We start from the raw sequence: 16146 nt of genomic DNA on the forward strand, positions 1-16146 counted from the left end.
GGCGCCCCGGGGGAAAGCGCTGGCACCCATGGCTGAGCACCCCACCGTCCGCACCGTGACGTACGACCTGCTGCGCACGCTCGGACTCACCACGGTCTTCGGGAATCCGGGCTCCACCGAGGAGCCGTTCCTCCAGGACTTCCCCGCGGACTTCGCCTACGTCCTGGCGCTCCAGGAGGCCTCGGCCATCGCGATGGCCGACGCCTTCGCGCAGGTCACCGGCCGCCCCGCGCTGGTCAACCTGCACTCCTCGGCCGGCACCGGCAACGCGCTGGGCAACCTGGTGGCGGCCCACCACGGGAACACGCCCCTGATCGTCACCGCCGGCCAGCAGCACCGGGAGCTGGTGATCGGCGAGCCGTACCTCGGCAACCGCGAGGCCACCCAGCTGCCGAAACCCTGGGTGAAGTGGTCCTACGAGCCGGCCTGCGCCGAGGACGTCCCCGAGGCCTTCATGCGCGCCTACGCGCAGGCGCTCCAGCCGCCCGCCGGCCCGGTCTACCTGTCGATCCCGATGGACGACTGGAAGCGGCCGTTGTCCGGCTTCACCCGGGTGCGGACGGTGAGCGAGCGGGTGGCCCCCGCCCCCGGGCGGCTGCGCGCCTTCGCCGAGCGCATCACCGCCAGCCGCCGGCCCGCACTCGTCTTCGGGCCCGAGGTCGACCGCGGTGGCGGCTGGGACGCGGCCGTCGCCCTGGCGGAGAGACTGCGCGCCGCCGTCTACGGCGCCCCGCTGGGGGACCGCGTCTCCTTCCCCGAGGACCACCCGCTCTTCGCCGGCCCGCTGGGCATGTCGGTGAAGACCATCAGCGACCGGCTGGCCGGGCACGACCTGGTGGTGGTGATCGGCGCGGAGGTGTTCCGCTACTACCCGTACGTGCCCGGCGACTACCTCCCCCCGGGCACCGGGCTGCTCCAGATCACCGGCGACCCGGAGGCGGCCGCGGCCGCGAGGGTCGGCGACAGTCTGCTCGGCGATCCCCGGCGGGCGATCGAGCTGCTGCTGGACCTGGTCGAGGAGGGTTCGACGCGGACCGCTCCGGAGCCGATGCCGCGGCCCCGCGTGCTGCCGTCCGCCCCGGACCGGCCGCTCACCCCGCCCGAGGTGTACGCCGCCCTGAGCAGGGTCCGCCCGCCGGACGCGGTCTTCGTCAACGAGTCGACCTCGACCATGGCGCAGCAGCTCGAATGGCTGCCCACCACCCGAGCGGGCTCGTTCTTCGCCACGGCCAGCGGGGGCATCGGCTGGGCCGTCCCGGCCGCGGTCGGCGTCGCGCTGGGCGACCGGGACCGGGGAGTGCTGCGCCCGGTGGTCGGCCTGATCGGCGACGGCTCCTTCCAGTACTCCGTGCAGGCCCTCTACACGGCGGCCCGGCACCGCCTCCCGATCGTCTACGTGGTGATGCGCAACCACGAGTACTCGATCCTCAAGTCGTTCGCCCTGCTGGAGGACACCCCCGGGGTGCCCGGGCTCGACCTGCCCGGGCTGGACATCGCCTCGGTGGCCCGCGGCTTCGGCTGCCGCGCCGTCGACGTGGAGACCACCGAGGACCTGGAGCGGGAGTTCACCGCGGCCCTGACCGCCGGCACCCCCACCGTCATCGTCGTTCCCACCCGGCCCCAGCGGGCCGCGCTGTAGCCCGCGCGGCGCGACTACCAGCACCGCGCCCGTCTCGCGCCGGCGGTCGGCGCGCCGGGTCCGATTCGTTGGCTGAGCCTCCCCACCCGTCTCCCGGCCGGGCCGGCGACCCTGATGCGGGACGCCCGCACGGTCGACCCGGCACGCGGCCTCCGCCGAAGCCCGGACCCGCTCCGCGAGCACGACAAGGCCGCTCCCCCTGGGCTGCGTCCAGGAACCAACTGGACGCATTCCTCGACGTGTTCGAGCGCACCGACCGGACCGGGACGGTGGCGCGGGAGTCCACGCTGTTGCTCCTGTCGATGATCTCCTCATCGGTACGTTGTGCTCGTGTCACGCAAGACCGGCCGGCGGATCAGACCCCGCGGTGGGGGGCAACTCCCGCAGATTGATCACAATCGAACACGCGCCTTGGCGCCGAACCGTTCCTGTACAGGGCCTCGGCCTCGGCCTGGGCCGCCGGGGAGAGCGGGAGGTGGTCCTTGCCGCGCGGGCAGGGCGGGGCCTCGACACGGGGCGGGCGGACCGGGCGTTCCAACACGATGGCCCTGTCGCGGTCGACCAGCCTCAGCCCAGCGCCCTGCGGCGCCAGTGCGTAGCACGCGATGACCGCTCCGCTCGCGGCGGTGATCGAGAGGAACGATTCCCCGAGGCGTCGCCGGACGTGCACTTCCGCACCGGTCAGATCGGCCGAGACCGCGTAGAAGTTCCCGCGATAGGGCACCAAGCCCTGCGGCATGACAGTGCGGTCGACGCAGCTCTGGAGCGGGTACGGGGTGCCCGGCAGGTCCAGCAGCGCCGTCGCCGGAGCCGACTGGTCCGGGTCGCCGACCGTGCGGCCGCGGTCGTCCAGGGCGGACGCGTACCGGTCGAGGCTCTCCTGGGCACTCCAGAGGGAGCGACCGTCCGGAACGGTGAGCCACCAGTTCTGGACGGTGGCGCGATGGGCCGCGTCCATGGCACTGACCCGGTCGGACCGGCAGACCTTGACCGTCACGCCGTAGTACTTGGCCACCCGCGCGAAGGCCGGCGTCACCCGACCGGTGTCCACGCACCACACGGTCGGCGACCGGCGGAACCGCCAGCATCCGGTGGTACCGCCCAGCCGCCGCAGCACCTGGTCGATCCCCTCGACGAGCTGCGGGAGTTCTCCGCCTTCGACGATCACGGCGCGCCAACGATCCGGCCGGGCGACCGAGCCCAGTAGCAGCCGGGCCGGGCTCCTGCCGTCCCACTCCGCCGGTGGCCCGGGAAGCTCCAGCCACTCGAACCGGACCTTCTCGTCCGCCGAACGCGGGGCAACACCGCCGTCACCGAACCCGGCTGAGCCGCAGAACTCGCAGGCCGGCCGGACCCGGTGCTTGCGTACGGCCCGGGTGAAGGTCGAATATCCACCCGGATAGCCCAACGCCGAGACCTCGTCGAACAGCGTGGATGCCGGCAGGTGCGGATCGTCCGCGAGTCGCTGCCGGCAGTACGGGAGGAAAGCGGAGAGCTGGTCCTGGGCCGAGCTGCGGATCCCCACGGTCCGCTCCCCGCGGAGGTAGAGCCTTACCGTCTTGCGGTCATGCCCCAGGTGCCGGGCGATGGCCGAGATGGACCATCCCTGCAGGTGCAGGTCCCGCACATTCTCGTATTCCTCCTTGGTGAGCATCCACTGCTCCTCACAACCTGGACTTCACCCGCAGGCGGGGCTCTGAATTTGAGCGATCCCCGTACGGCCGCAAATGCTACACGACCACTCCGAACGAATAGAGGGGGGATCGAGCGCCGGGCGTGCGCCCTGGGGAATTTCAGGGAGCGCCGCCATCGAGATGAATTACGTCACGGCCCGCATCTCCGGGGAGGTTTGACGAGCCGCACCGGAAACTCATATGGGACGACGCCCATATTCCACGGTAATCGGCCGGCGGGCAGCGGCTCACTGAATCGACCATTCGCCACCCGGGAGGCCGGCGGAAATCAGGATTCACCGGAAATCCATTTTCCGGCGCCGAAAGTAAAGGGCCAGTCATGTGAGTCCGCAGGTGGCGGCGGCGCCAAGGGCGCGGGCCAGGCCCGCCACGAACGCGGCAAAGCTCCGGTCGAACATCGAGAACCGGGTCCACTCCGGCCACGACACCGCCTTCACCACTGATACCGGCACACCTCCCGCCGGCCCTTCACCCGCCCGCTCGACCGCCTGGACATCCCCCAGGGGCCCGTCTGCACCAACACAGGAATTTGCGACAGCCCCGGGCGGGCCCCGGAACGCAGCCGGACCTGACCCGGTCCGGGTATTTTCGGAGAGCGCCGGAATGCTGAATATGGAACGACGCCCGGATGCCGGATACGCATCCCGGCAGCCATTTCGTTGATGGGGCATGAGTTCAATGTGCCAACCAATGACTCTGCCGCACCGCCTGCCGAAGGAGCCGGCAACCAGGCTCGGCGAGTGGTTCTTCGTCCCGGATCGGCGGAACCCGGCGGGTGACGTACGGATCGGCTACTTGTCATGCAACGGCGAACGGGTCGTTCTGCAGCACTGCTCCAGCTACCTGGCCGACTTCCTGCGGACGCTCCGTCAGCTTGAGGAGGACTTCGTCAGACGCTGTGGCGCGGAGCCGGTCCCGACCGGCGCATGACGAGCGAGATGTGCGCCGGACGGGCAACCGTCGCCCGGCGGAGACGGCAAGGACATGGAGGGCGCCGTGTATGACCCGAGAGCCGCTTTCCTCCCCCCGCACGCTGGTGCCACCCAGTTCGAACCAGAGGACTTGCCCACGTACCCGACCATCGAAGCCTTGGGCACCTGGGACCCGGAGAGTCCCTTCGTCCCGCACCCCCGCGCTCCCGTCAGCGATCCAGGCCTGTCCGGCGCCGACCCCAGACGCCCGATCTCCCGACACCGACGGCGCACGCCCCCCGCTGAGGCCACCTGGTCACAGGTCCTCGGCTCGCTGTTCGTGGCACTCAGCACCATGACCGTCATCGCGGTGTGCGTGCTGGGCTGGTTACTCGCCTACGACCCGCTGCGCAACCTGGCGCTCAATCGAGCGCCGAGCGGACTTCCTCACCTGTGGCCGATGGTCATCTACGGGCCGTGGCTGGTGGGCTGCCTGTCGGTACTGCACGCCGCGCTGGACGGACGTCGGCCCGTGCACTCGTGGGTCGTGGTGGTCGCCTTCTCCGCCACGGCAGCCGGCCTGTGCGTGGCCGACGCCTCACCGACCATCCCCGATGTGATCGTCGCAGGCCTGCCACCGATCACCGGGGTGGTTTCGCTGCACCAGTTGGTGCGTCAGCTCCTCTCCGGAAAACGACCGCAACGCCCCACCTCTCACAAGGCGGGCCCCTCGAGGCGGGTGCGGCGGTGACCGCCGTCCCATGCGAGCAAGGTGTGGCACGGGTCGTCAGGAAGCCGCCCAGGTGGCGGGAGTGACCGGGCGAACCCGGCGGCGTTCGCCCTGACCGCCGAAACGCCCGACGCCGGCCTCCGCGGATGCTCGCGGAGGCCGGCGTCGGGGGTGCTGTCCGCCCGGCCGTCAGGTCAGCGGGATCAGCTTCCAGGACTGGTTCGGGGCGCCGTTGCAGTCCCAGATGCCCATCTGGGTGCCGTTGGCGCCGTTCCAGCCAGGTTCCTCCAGGCAGCGCCCGGAGGGGGCGTCGGTGGCCGCCAGGCTGGTGATCCGGCCGCTGGCCGGGTCGTAGCGCCACTGCTGGGCCGCGGCGGTCGCCTTGTCCGTGTCACGCGACACGCATGGGGCGAGCACCACCTTGGTGCCGTTGCCGGTCGCGTTCTGGGCCGGCGTCACGCAGACGCCGCCCGCCTGGAGGGTGCCGTCGAAGGCGAAGGTGAAGCGCTGGTTGGTACCGCCCCAGCAGCTCCAGACGTCGACGATGTTGCCGGCCGCCGGGCCGCCGTAGGCGTCCAGGCAGGGGCCGGGCGACCAGGCGTTCTGCACCGCGACGGAGCCGTTGGCGTAGCCCATGACCGCCGCGTCCTGGAAACCGGTGACCTGGTTGGTCCCGGCGGTGCCGTTGGTCGTGGCGCCCTTCCAGATCGCGAACCGGCCGCTGCCGTCGACGGTCCACAGGTCCGGCAGGCCGTCCCCGTCGAGGTCGCCGGAGGACCCGATCCTCGGGTAGTTGGCCGCCGTGGTGCCCCTGCCGTCCAGGATCACCGCGCCGCCGGCCGGGCCGGCCAGCGCGCCGTAGTCGGGTGTGGCGCCGCCGGTGACGGCGTACGAGCGGATCTGGCCGGTGGCCTGGTTGCGGGCCCACAGGGTGGCCTGCGCGGTGCCGGCCGCCGGGCCGGGGTTGATCAGGTCGTAGCCGTTCCACACGTTGTCGGCGGACAGCTTGCGGGCGTTCTGGAGGGTGCCCGCCGCGGTGGGGCTGTACAGCCAGAGCGCGCCGTTCTCGACGCTCAGCAGCACGGTCTGGGAGATCGTGTACTTCGTGACGGTCTGCCCGGGGTTCTGCGGGTCCGGCAGGGTGACCGGCTTGGTGACCTCACCGGTCGGCGTGCCCAGCGCCAGGACCTGGCTCGCCTGCGCCCAGTCGCCCGGGTAGTTCAGCGTGCCGCAGTCGGGCGCGAGCACGTTGTCGGTGCCGTAGCAGGCGGTGGGCTTGGCGAGGTCCGTCGGGATGCCGTCGAAGTGGCCGTTGCCGTCGTTCTTCACCTTGTACAGGTGCTTGGCCAGCTCGCCGCCGCCGGTGGTGTTGTGCGCCAGGACGTCGTCGACGAAGCTGCCGCGCTGGAGGCTGCCGCGGTGCGTCACTTGGTAGTTGGACCAGTTGGTGCCCCGGAAGGCCGGGTCCTGGGCGCCGGGCGCGGCCGCGGCCGGGGCGGCCGGGACGTTGCCGGGGTCGGTGTTGGCCTCCATCACCCGCAGGTTGCCGTTGGCGTCCGGGGTGAGCACGTCGGGGCGGCGGCTGCCGGTGACGTTGCCGAACACCGGGGTGGCGTTCTTGTTCCAGGGCGCGTAGAAGGTGTACGAGCCGACCTGGCTGTAGTTGCCGGCGTTGTCCTGGGCCTGGAACCAGACGGTGTTGGTGCCCCAGGTCCCCGGGCTGTAACGGAAGGTGCCGTTGCCGCCGGCGACGACGCCCTCCCCGTTGCCGCTGCCGCCCCCGCAGCCCCAGCCGGTCTGGTTGGCGTTGGTGGGGACGGTGGTCCAGCGGATGCACGCCACACCGGAGGAGTTGCCGCCGGCGGGGGCCGGGTCGGTGCCGGTCAGGGTGAAGGTGCCCGGGTTGCCGGGGTCGCTCGCGAAGAACTTCGGGCTCGGGTTCGGTGTGCCGGACGGCGGGAAGTCGGCCGAGCCGAGCGAGACGGTCGGCGGGGTCTTGTCGACCCGGAAGTAGCACCAGTTGGTGTCGGGCGAGGTCAGGCCGCCGTCGGTGGAGTTGGCCAGCCAGCCGTACTGGTGGCCGTCGGTCAGCGAGCCGACCGGGACGCTCAGGGTGTTCCAGGCGCCCGCCCACGCGGAGCCCTGGACCAGCTGCCAGCCCTTGTCGTTGTCGTCCCACACGTGGAAGTTCGACTGGAGGTTCTGCCCGGACGGCGACCAGCTGTTCGCCGACAGGGTGATGCTCTGGTTGGCGCCGATCCAGCCCGGATTGTCCCAGGGGCGCCCGGTGTTCGGGGTCTGGCAGGCGGCGTTCAGCGAGGGGTTGGACGCGAAGCCGGGGGTCGGCGAGGTCGCCGGGCCCCAGGTGCTGGGCGCGATGTCGTACCAAGTGGTGATGTGCGGGTTGTTGCCGAGGTGGACGCGGTAGAGCTTGTTCCGCTCGTCGTCCGGGATCAGCGCGATGGTCCAGTTGCCGGCGTGGCCGGCGGCCAGTTGCTGCATCGAGGTGGTGACGTCGAAGTTCAGTCCGCCGGTGCCGGTGACCGTCGCGCCCGCCACCTTGTTGCAGTTGCCCAGGTTGTCCCAGCAGGGCTGCTGTTCCCAGGTGGTGTTGCCGTCGATCGGCGGGGTCCAGTAGACGCCCAGCGGCGTCTGGGTGCCCGGGGCGGCCTGGCTGGTGACGTTGGTGTACAGCGTCGAGTTGTAGACCGTGGGGGCGGCCGGGGCGCCGCCGGGCTGGGTCCAGATCGCGGCGTTGATGCCGAGCTGGTAGTAGGCGCGGTAGCGGCCGTACCCGTTGCAGTCGGAGTAGCCGCAGTACCCGGTGCCGAGCTGGCCGAGCGCGTTGTAGTTCTTGGTCTTCGGGAAGTTCTCCTGGACCTGGACGGAGGCCTGGGAGGGGCTGTCGGCGCTGATCGTCGGGTCCAGGTACCACGGGCCGGTGCCCTGGCCGAAGGTGGCCGGATCGGGCGTCAGGTCGATGCCGTCCGCCGTGACGGCCGTGGCGATCGGCGCGACCACGGCGGCCCCGCCCGGCGCCTCCGCGGTGGACGGGGCGGCCGGCGCCGGCGGCGCGGCGGGTGCCTCGGCCGGGGCGGCGGCGCGGGTCAGCGAGCGCGACGCCGCGACGGTCCGCAGGCTCGCCGGGGCGTCCGTCGAAGCGGCGGCGCGGGACTGGGCGGCCGGCGGAGCGGCCGGGGCCGGCTGGGTGGTGGAGTCCCACTGGAAGGCGGTCGGGGCGTGGAACCGGACCGCCCCGGCGGCGTCGGTGAACGACAGGTTCCCCGCCTCGTCCTGGTGGGCGCTCAGGCCGTCCGCGCTCAGCGGGAAGTGCAGTCTGGCCAGTGCCGGGTCGGCCGCGGCGGCGGCCGTGCGCACCACGATGACGTCCCGCCAGCCGCCGTCCGGCCGCGCGGTGACCTGGAGGTCGACGTCCGGGCCGAGCACGCCGCGGTAGGTCGCGGTGGAGCCGGCCAGCTCCGGCCTGGGCAGCGTGAACGGGCTGCCGACCGCCAGCTTCTTGCCGTCCCCGGTGGTCAGGGTGGCCAGCATGCCACCGCCGCCCCCGGAGAGCGCGAGCGCGTTCGGGGTGACGGCCGGGCTGACCGTGCCGTCCGCGTTGGCGTGCAGCGTGGTGTCGACGGCGGCCCAGCCGGCGTCGCGCTTGACCCGGACGGGCTCCGCGTAGCTGGTGGTGGCGAGCCGGCCGTCGGGGGCGACGGTGGTCTCGGTGGCCTCGGTGGTCAGCGCGTCCACGGTGACGGGCTGTCCGCTCGCCTTGGCCTTGGCCCGGGCGTCGAGCAGGGCCCGGACCTGCGGGTCCGGGGCGGGCCCGGCGACGGGTCGGGCGGCGGGCGCGGGCGCCCCGCCCGGGGCATCGGCACCGGCGGCGGGGACGGCGGCCAGGCCGAGGCCGAGGAGCGCGCTGGTGGTCAGGGCGAGCAGGCGTCTGCCCCGCCGACGGGTCGTGATGACCGGCGGGGCTGGGGTGGTTCTCATGCTGGTTCGGGAGGTCCCTCCGAAGGGCCCGCGCCGGTTTCGTGCGGGCGATCGAGGATGAACGATCGCGAGTGAAAAGCCGCAGGTCAAACCGCATGTGATCTTGTGTGCAGTTGTCCGCTTTGTCGCCCGCGCCCAGGTAAATGCTCGGCAAAATATGAGGGCTCGATGAGGCTCGTTTAGCTTGACCCTCCGTCACGCCCCTAGGGTCCTGGACGATCACTCGATCTCATTCGTGATCAATCATTCGATACGGATCTCACTTGGAGAGTCACGTGGGTGTTTGGCGTGCCCGAATACGGTTCGGGCGCTGGATGATGAGACAGGACCACCCCTGGCTGGGGCTGCTGTCGGTGCTGGTCGTGGCGGTCACGCTGCTCAGCGCACCCCCCACCGAGGCCTGGGCGGCACACCGGCCGCACGGCAAGACCTGGATACCCCCGCACACCCCCCTGGGTGCGCAGACGAACTCCGTTTCCGGGAAGGACCAGGGCCCCGGAACACCCAAGGCACCGGCGTTCCCAGTGCCCGACGAATGGCGGCCCGCCGCCACCGCGACACCGACCGGTACCGCCGAGGTCACCATCGGGGCCGACTCCCCCGAGGCCCGGGCGGCCCAGCGCGCCACCGGCGGGTCCGCGGCGGCCTCCGGCGGACGCACGCCGGTCCGGGCCGGCGACCTCCCGGTGGCCCTGTCGCCCACCGCCGACGACCCCGGCACCGCACACCCGGTGACGGTGCAGGTCGTCGCCCCGGCCAAGGGCACGGCGGCCGGGGTGAACGGTCCGCTGATCTCGCTGACCGAGGGCGCGGCCCCCGACGCCACCGGCTCCACCGGCGACCGCAAGGTGACCGTCGACGTCGACCTCAAGGCCCTCGGCCAGGGGCTGTCCGTCGACCGCACCCGGCTCGTCGCCCTCCCGGCCTGCGCGCTGACCACTCCGGACCTGCCCGAGTGCCGCACCCAGACGCCGGTCCCCACCACCACGGACACGACCGCCGGCAAGCTCACCGCCGACGTCGCACTCCCCCGGGGCCCCACCGCGACCGCCCCCGCCGCCGCACCCGCGCACGCCGGGGCCGTCGTCCAGGCCTCGCTGCGCGAGGGACCGGGCGTCGTCCGGGCCTCCGCCGCCGGCGCCGCGCCGATGGTGCTGGCCGCCACCACCGACTCCGCCGGGGCCGGCGGCTCGTACGCCGCCACCTCGCTCTCGCCCTCGATGGCCTGGAGCGGAGGATCCAACCTGGGCAACTTCACCTACACGTACCCGATCCAGCTGCCGGCCGGGCTGGGTGCCAAGCCCCCGACGGTCGCGCTCTCCTACGACTCCGCCACGGTGGACGGGCTGACCTCGTCCACCAACGCGCAGGCCTCCTGGATCGGTGACGGCTGGAACTACGCGCCCGGTTTCGTCGAGCGCTCCTACAAGTCCTGTGCCAACGCCGGGATCGCGAACTCGCGCGACCTCTGCTGGGGCGGGCAGAACGCCAGCGTCTCGCTGGCCGGCCACACCGGCGTCCTGGTCCGCGACGACGCCACCGGCGCCTGGCGCCTCCAGGGCGACGACGGCACCAAGGTCGAGCAGCTGACGGGCGCGCCCAACGGCCTCAACAACGGCGAGTACTGGCGGATCACCACGGGTGACGGCACCCAGTACTGGTTCGGCCAGAACCACCTGCCGGGCGGCGACGGCACCGACCCGGCCAGCAACTCCGCCTGGGGCGAGCCGGTCTACGCGCCGAACGCCGGCGACCCGTGCAACTCCGCCGCGGGCCAGGGCTCCTGGTGCACCATGGGGTGGCGCTGGAACCTCGACTACGTGGTGGACACCCACCAGAACCTGGTCAGCTACTCCTACGCGACCGAGACCAACAGCTACAACCGCGGCGGCGGCCAGAACAACGGCAAGGGCACCGCGACCGCGTACGTGCGCGGCGGCTACCCGCGCCAGATCGCCTGGGGCCAGCGCCTGCCGGAGCAGGTCGCGGCGCACGGCTCGAAGCAGCCCGCCGCCCAGGTGCTCTTCTCGACCGCCGAGCGCTGCCTGCCCTCGGGCACCATCACCTGCGCCGAGGCGCAGCGCACCACCGCCAACGCCGCCTCCTGGCCGGACGTCCCGCTGGACCAGGCCTGTGACGGATCGTCGGCCTGCACCGGCAACGGCCCGTCCTTCTACAGCACCAAGCGGCTGACCGGCATCACCACGCAGGTGCTGGCCGGTTCGGCCTACCGCACCGTGGACAGCTGGGCGCTGACCCACTCCTTCCCCGACCCGGGCGACGGCACCAAGCCCACGCTGTGGCTGGCCTCGGTCCAGCGCACCGGCTCCAACGGCCAGGCGAACGTGACGACCCCCGCCGTGACCTTCACGGCCCGGGAGCTGCCGAACCGGGTGGACGGCCTGGTGCCGGCCGCGCCGATCTTCAACCGGCCGCGCATCCAGCAGATCACCGGCGAGACCGGCGGCCAGATCGACGTCCGGTACAGCCAGCCGGAGTGCTCCCGGGTCAACAACACCATGCCGCCGTCCGAGGACGGCAACACCATGGCCTGCCGCCCGGTCAAGTGGTACCTGCCCGGTTCCTCGTCGACCACCCCGGTCAACGACTGGTTCAACAAGTACCTGGTCACCTCGGTCAGCGAGCAGGACGCCGTCACCGGTTCTGTGATCTCCGCGATCGCCTACAGCTACCACGGCGGCGCCGCCTGGCACCGCAACGACTCCGAGCACATCGACCCCAAGACCCGCACCTGGGACTCCTTCCGCGGCTACCAGTCGGTCGACACCGTGACCGGCAGCGGCTACACCGGGGAGGCGCCCAGGACCCAGCAGACGGTCACCTACCTGCGGGGCATGGACGGCGACGTCAAGTCCGACGGCACCAAGCGGAGCGTGACCGTCACCAGCCCGCTGGGCGACCAGGTCACCGACGCCGACTGGCTGGCCGGCGGCAAGCTCTCCACCCAGGTCTACGACCAGGCCGGCGGCTCGGTGGTCTCGCTCACCGGCAGCACCACCAACGGCCAGCAGACCACCGCCACCCACAAGCAGTCCGACGGCCTGCCCGACCTGATCGCCCGCTACCCGGCCTCCCAGGTCACCGCCGTCACCAAGGAGAAGCTCTCCGGCGGCGGCTGGCGGACCCAGACGAAGATCTCCACCTCCGACCCCGCGCAGGGCAACCGGGAGATCCAGGTCGACGACCAGGGCGACGGCGCCGCCGGCACCCCCGAGATCTGCACCACCACCTCCTACGCCGTCAGCAGCGCCAACCCGATGCTGCTGAACCTGTCGAGCGAGAAGCGGGCGGTCACCGGCCCCTGCGGCACCCCGGCGACGGCGGCCACCGTGGTCACCGACGTCCGCACCCTCTACGACAACCTGCCGTTCGGCCAGGCGGGCGTGCTGGCGGAGCCCACCGGCGCGCAGCAGCTGGACCACTACGACGCCGCCGGCAAGCCAGTGTTCGTCAACGCGGGCCACTCCGGCTTCGACGTCTACGGGCGACCGGCCTCCTCCAGCGCGAACGACGGCTCCAGCTACGACGACCGGGGCAACCAGCTCTCCGGCCCCGACCCGGCGGCTCCGGCGGCCACCACGACGGTCGCCTACTCCCCGGCGACCGGCGCGCTGCCGACCACGGTCACCTCGACCGGCCCGATGGGCACCGCCTGGAGCACCACCGTGGTCCAGGACCCGGGCCGCGGGCTGCCGTTGACCTCCACCGACGTCAACGGCCGGGTCACCACGCAGCAGTACGACGGCCTCGGGCGGCAGACCGCCGTCTGGCTGCCGCAGCAGCCGGTCAAGGGCAACCCGACCTACAAGTACTCCTACGCGGTCAACGGCCTCACCGGGCCCTCGGTCGTGACCAGCCAGGCACTGCGCGAGGACAACACCTACTCCTACAAGACCGAGCTGTACGACGGCATCGGCCGGCTGCGTCAGACCCAGGCCACCTCGCCGACCGCCGCCACCGGCCGGCTGATCACCGACACCGTCTACGACTCGCACGGCTGGGCGATCAAGAAGTCCGCGCCGTACTACGAGAAGAGCACCTTCCCGAACGGCACCGTCTTCGTCCCGCAGGACGCGCAGGTCCCGTCCCAGACCTGGCTGAGCTACGACGGCCAGGGCCGGGTCACCACCTCGGCGTTCGTCTCCTACGCGCAGCCGCAGTGGTCGACGACCACCAGCTACCCGGGGGTGGACCGCACCGACGTCGTCCCGCCCCAGGGCGGCACGGCCACCTCCACGTTCACCGACGCGCGCAAGCACGTCAGCGCGCTGTGGCAGTACCGCGGCCCGACCCCGACCGGCAACGCCGCCGACGCGGACGTCACCGGCTACGGCTACACGCCGGGCGGCCAGCCCGCGACGCGGACCGACTCGGCGGGCAACACCTGGTCCTACGGCTATGACCTGATGGGTCGCCAGACCACCGCGACGGACCCGGACACCGGCACCACCCACACCTCCTACGACGTCAACTCGCGGGTGGACCACACCACCGACGCCGTCGGCAACACCCTCTCCTACACCTACGACCTGCTGGGCCGCAAGACCGGCAGCTACAACGGCCCGGTGGCGCCCGCCAACCAGCTGGCCTCCTGGAGCTACGACACACTGGCCAAGGGCAAGCCCACCGGCTCGACCCGCTACGTCGGCGGCGCCGGCGGCACCGCCTACACCAAGGCGGTGACCGGCTACGACACCGCCTACCGCCCGCAGGGCACGACGGTCACCGTCCCCTCCGCCGAGGGCGCGCTGGGCGGCACCTACACCACCGGCAACACCTACAACAACGTCCTGGGCACGCTGGCGACCACCACCCTGCCGGCGCTCGGCGGCCTGCCCGCCGAGACCGTCACCAACGTCTACGACACCGCAGGCAACCTGCAGAACACCGCGGGCAACGACACCCTGGTCCACGACGTCCAGTACGACGCGTTCGGCAACACCGTGCGCACCACGCTGGGCGACTACGGCACCCAGGTCGTCTCCACCCAGGTCTACGACGTGGCCACCGGCCACGTGGTGTCCTCGTTCCTGGACCGCCAGGTCGGCACCACCTCGCTCGACCAGACCACCTACACCTACAACCCGGCCGGCAAGCTCACCTCGGTCACCGACCTGCAGAACGCCTCGGCGAGCGACCGCCAGTGCTTCAGCTACGACTACCTGGGCCGACTGACCCAGGCGTGGACCGACACCGGCGCCGTCACCACCAAGCCCACCGGGGCGTGGAGCGACTCCTCCGGCACCGGCTACGGCTCCGGCGGAGCCACCTCGGTGCCCGGCATCGGCGGCTGCGCCAACGCCAACGGCCCGGCGGTGAACGGCGGTTCGCCGAGCGTCGGCGGCCCGGCCCCGTACTGGCAGTCCTACGGGTACGACGCCACCGGCAACCGCACCCAGCTGGTGCAGCACGACGTCACCGGCAACACCGCCAACGACCTCACCACGACGCAGACCTTCGGCGCCCAGGGCCAGCCCAACACCGGCACCGGCGGTCCGCACGCCCTGCTCTCCGCCACCAGCGGCTCGCCGAGCACCGGGACGTCCACCACCTCCTACCAGTACGACAAGTCCGGCAACACCACCGGGATCTCCGGCCCCGCCGGGACCGCGAACCTGGCCTGGACCGGCGAGGGCAAACTCGCCGCGGTGACCCCGGCCCAGAAGGGCTCGGCCAACGGCGCGACCTACCTCTACGACGCGGACGGCAACCTGCTGCTCCGCTACAACCGGGGGTCGACCACGCTGCTGCTGGGGATGGACGAGCTCACGCTCGACACCGGCACCAAGGCCATGTCCGACGTCCGCTACTACCCCTCGCCCGGCGGTCTGACGATCACCCGGCTCACCGCCACCACCGGCGGGGGCGTCCTGGTCTACCAGGCCTCCGACCCGCACGGCACCGCCGGCGTCCAGATCGGCACCGACCCCGGCCAGGCGGTCGTCCGCCGGCCGACCGACCCCTTCGGCAACCAGCGCGGCACCCAGCCCGCGCCGGGCAGCTGGCTGGGCGCACGGGCCTTCGTCGGCGGCGAACTGGATCCGGCCACCGGGCTGGTGAACCTCGGGGCACGCGAGTACCAGCCGTCCACCGGCCGGTTCCTCAACCCCGATCCACTGCTCAAGCTCGACGTGCCGCAGCAGTGGAACGGCTACGCCTACTCCGACAACGACCCGGTCAACAAGACCGACCCGACCGGCCTGAACTGGTTCAACGCCCTGCCCAAGCTCATCGAGCGGGTGATCTCGGAGGTCTGGTCGTTCAAGAACGAGGTCGCCACCAAGTACACCCCGGCCCATGACTTCGTCACCGAGGGCTACGCACTGAAGCTGCGGATGTCGCAGCCGCACGGGGGCGGCAAGGTCACCACCGACCTCTCGTACATCGGGAAGGGGATCGACTCCGAGAACTACATCCCCGGTGCCGCCAAGGGAAAGAACGCGGGCAACCTGAAGGTCAACGGCAAGGCCGACCTCATCTACTGGACGGACAGCAAGGTCTACGTCTGGGACACCAAGAACGGGGGCGGCCCGGCGGAGAAGGACGGCGGGAAGGAGGTCGCCAACTACGTCAAGTACCTCAAGATGAAACTGGAGGCCGCCGGTGACCACCGGGACGTCGAAGCCGGGTTCGACCTGGGCTCCTTCGCCGGCCTCAACCCCTACCGGCCCTCGGAGTTCGTCGTGGCCAGGTCCTCGACCGTGAGCCAGGGCGTCCTCGCCTACAAGATCTACGAAACCCCCAAGGGGCCGCTGGAGCTCCAGCCGAAGCCCGTACCCAACCCGGTACCGGCGCCGAACGCCCACCCCGTCCCCAACCCGTCCCCCGGCCCGGCCCCGAACCCGAACCCGGAGCCCCAGGGGACGGTCCTCGACCCGCCCGCGCCCAGCCTCAGCTGGCCCGACCTCAGCTTCAACATCCCGCACCCCAGCATGCAGACGGTGGAGTACAGCACCATGCTCGTCGTCGGCTTCCTCGCCACCGTCGCCACCGGCGGCGCCGCCACCGAGTAGGCGGGCGGCGGGGGCGGGCCACCGGCACGCCGGTGGCCCGCCCCCGGGCCGACACCACCCGGGCACACCTCGTAGCATGCGGCAGGACGCCCGCACCGAACGAACCGCACGAACCGTATGAACCGTATGAACCGCATGA

5 protein-coding genes are annotated in these 16146 nt (G+C 71.9%); 3 read left to right on the plus strand and 2 right to left on the minus strand.

Features of this window, described 5'->3' with window-relative positions:
* Positions 1 to 28 precede the first annotated feature (28 nt).
* The gene (gene mdlC, locus ACIO9K_RS08240; protein WP_363619866.1) at positions 29 to 1639 is read left to right on the plus strand and encodes a benzoylformate decarboxylase; all 1611 of its coding nucleotides are present in this window, start codon (positions 29 to 31) and stop codon (positions 1637 to 1639) included.
* 355 nt (positions 1640 to 1994) lie between these two features.
* On the opposite strand, the gene ACIO9K_RS08245 is transcribed toward mdlC, so the two are convergent.
* On the minus strand, positions 1995 to 3293 hold the full coding sequence (locus ACIO9K_RS08245; RefSeq protein WP_363619864.1) for a terminase gpP N-terminus-related DNA-binding protein: 1299 nt from the start codon (positions 3291 to 3293) through the stop codon (positions 1995 to 1997).
* A gap of 1291 nt (positions 3294 to 4584) precedes the next feature.
* On the opposite strand from ACIO9K_RS08245, the gene ACIO9K_RS08250 reads away from it, so the two are divergent.
* A complete protein-coding gene (locus tag ACIO9K_RS08250; protein ID WP_363619862.1) occupies positions 4585 to 4995 on the plus strand; it encodes a DUF2637 domain-containing protein in 411 nt (136 codons plus the stop codon).
* Positions 4996 to 5163: 168 nt separating this feature from the next.
* Here ACIO9K_RS08250 and ACIO9K_RS08255 read toward each other — a convergent pair whose 3' ends face one another.
* Entirely contained in the window at positions 5164 to 8973 is a 3810-nt protein-coding gene (locus tag ACIO9K_RS08255; protein ID WP_363619860.1) for a ricin-type beta-trefoil lectin domain protein, read from the minus strand.
* A gap of 314 nt (positions 8974 to 9287) precedes the next feature.
* Here ACIO9K_RS08255 and ACIO9K_RS08260 point away from each other — a divergent pair, with 314 nt between their 5' ends.
* Positions 9288 to 16007: an RHS repeat-associated core domain-containing protein gene (locus ACIO9K_RS08260; protein WP_363619858.1), complete on the plus strand. Its 6720-nt coding sequence runs from the start codon at positions 9288 to 9290 to the stop codon at positions 16005 to 16007.
* Positions 16008 to 16146: the final 139 nt, after the last annotated feature.

This window comes from Kitasatospora sp. NPDC087271, from assembly GCF_044744605.1.
Classification (GTDB): Bacteria; Actinomycetota; Actinomycetes; order Streptomycetales; family Streptomycetaceae; genus Kitasatospora.